The 2,342-nt window shown below is 61.9% G+C and carries 2 protein-coding genes; both read left to right on the top strand.

The genetic code is table 11. From position 1 onward, the window contains the following. Nucleotides 1–576 (top strand): IS6 family transposase (locus tag ACXJKO_RS31335; RefSeq protein WP_457094904.1); only part of this gene is annotated, 576 nt, incomplete at its 5' end. A gap of 184 nt (nt 577–760) precedes the next feature. After that, nucleotides 761–1,756 (top strand): ABC transporter substrate-binding protein, encoded by a 996-nt coding sequence (locus ACXJKO_RS31330; RefSeq protein ID WP_457094903.1) that lies wholly within the window; start codon nt 761–763, stop codon nt 1,754–1,756. Nucleotides 1,757–2,342 lie beyond the last annotated feature (586 nt).

The raw sequence follows: 2,342 nt of genomic DNA, 5'->3' as shown, positions 1-2,342 counted from the left end.
CTGTTCAGTCATGAGACGGTGCGGCAGTGGGCGCTGAAGTTCGGTCAGAGCTTTGCTGACCAGATCCGCCGCCGTCTGCCCGCATCCGGAGACAAGTGGCATCTGGATGAGGTTGCGATCAGCATCGCCGGCAAGAAGCACTGGCTTTGGCGCGCTGTGGATCAGCACGGGGCCGTTCTCGATATCCTGGTTCAGAGCCGCCGCAATGCCAAGGCCGCCAAACGCCTGCTGCGGAAGCTGCTCAAGAAGCAAGGCACCGCTCCGCGTGTGATGATCACGGACAAACTGGCCAGCTACGGTGCGGCCAAGCGAGAGATCATGCCCGGTGTTGAACACCGACAGCATAAAGGCTTGAACAATCGTGCCGAGAATAGCCATCAGCCCACTCGACGACGTGAGCGGATCATGAAACGCTTCAAGTCAGCCGGTCAGGCCCAGCGATTTCTCTCCATTCACGATCAGGTTGGAAACCTCTTCCGTCGCCCCGCTAACACCAACGCCGCCGCTCATCGTCAGTCCCGGGCTGAAGCCATTAAGATCTGGGCCGAGGTGACTGGCCTCGCGGCCGGCTTCTGATCTGTCGATTTCGGATGGGCTGACCCGTTTCAACCCGTCAAGTTGACGATGCCCATCACATGCCCCACCATGAGCCGTGGCAACTCGAAGGCACCGCCGCAGAACTGTACGAGCGGTATCTCGTCCCGGCGATCACCGCCCTCTGGGCCGCTGATCTGGTCGAGCGGGTCGCTCCTGCGCCCGTATGCTGCGCGAGGTGCAAGGAAAGCTCATGAGAAGGCGGGAATTCATTGGGTTCGCCAGTGGCGCGCTGGCTTTGGCCGCTCCATGGCGCGCGGCTGGACAGGCGGCATCTCGCACTTATCGGATCGGTTTCCTCTCCCCCGGCGAGCTTGCGCCAGTCAATCCGGTGTTCGACGAACTGCGCCGGCACGGGTTCGTCGAAGGTCGAAATCTCACCATTGATCGGCGTGACCGGAATGCCGGATACCAGCAGCTTGCGGCCGCCGCCCTGGAGCTGGTCCGAACCAGCCCCGACGCCATCGTTACCGCCGGTCCCGAGGCAACCCGTGCAGCCCAAGCAGCGACGACGAGCGTCCCGATTGTTGCCATCACCGACGACATGGTCGGTGAAGGCCTGGCCCGCTCCCTGGCGCAACCGGGAGGCAATACGACGGGCATTAGCCTGCTCGCATCGGACCTCGACGGCAAACGTCAGGAGCTGCTGATCGAATTCACTTCAGGCGCGCCTCGAATCTCGGTGCTGGCCGATACACGGACCACGGGTCCTCAACGGCTTCAAGTCCTCGCCGAAGCCGCGCGAAGCCGGGGCGTCATCCTTCTGGTCCACCGCGTCGAAAAGGGCGAAGAGATCGGACCCGCGATCGACATGGCGAAAGCCGAGGCAGCTGCCGCGCTCAACGTCCTCGCCTCTCCGCTGCTGCACGCCTACCGCCACGTCATCATCCGGAAGACCGCCGCACTGCACATCCCCGACATTTACCAGTGGCCGGAGACTGCGCACGAGGGTGGATTGCTTGGATATGGACCGCGTCTCGACGACGTCATGCGGCAACTGGGACGCCARATCGTCGAAATACTGGGCGGAGCCAGTCCAGCCAATCACCCGATTTATCAGCCCACGAGACTTGCGCTGGCCATTAACCTGAAGACCGCAAAGGAGATCGGCCTCACTATCGCGTCATCGCTGGTTGTTAGCGCCGACGATGTGATCGAGTGAGACGGCTTGAGTTCATTGGGGGAGTTGTCGCAGCGACCGAATTTCCGGGTGCTTATACCAGGGCGCTGGCATCTGACTCTCTGGGCGATTCCCCTCGCTCGTGAAGCGTGATTCCTTAGGCGAAGGAGGTCGACGTACCCGGTTTCGCTCAAGCCCTTGCGGTAGGCACGCATACGGTCCCCATCCGCGTCAGGCGAACCGCTGTCGAGGATCCCAATCACCGGCGGTGGTGCCTGCTGCCCTCGGGCGGCCAACGGCCACGCCACGGCGCCCCCGAGCATCCTGATGAACTGCCGCCGCCTCATGCGATCACCTCGGATCGGAGTGGCCCAAGACCAATTCTATTCCAACACCTATGTACATTGAAGAGAACCGTTCCATAAACGGCCTTCGGCGAAATTCGGCCTGTAGAACCCCGTTAGAAAGGTCACTCCTCTCCCCGTTACAAATGTCACTCTCCCTGGGTGATCGTGCTGGGGAGATTGGATCTGATGACGGTGATCGGGATGAGCCGGCCAGAGATCGATCGGGTTCACATTCTGCGGGACGTCGTGGCGGAGCGAATTACGGTGCGCGAAGCCGCCCA

Source organism: Microvirga sp. P5_D2 (assembly GCF_054049475.1).
Note: the sequence above shows the minus strand (reverse complement) of the source record. Positions and strands in the feature narration are given on the sequence as shown.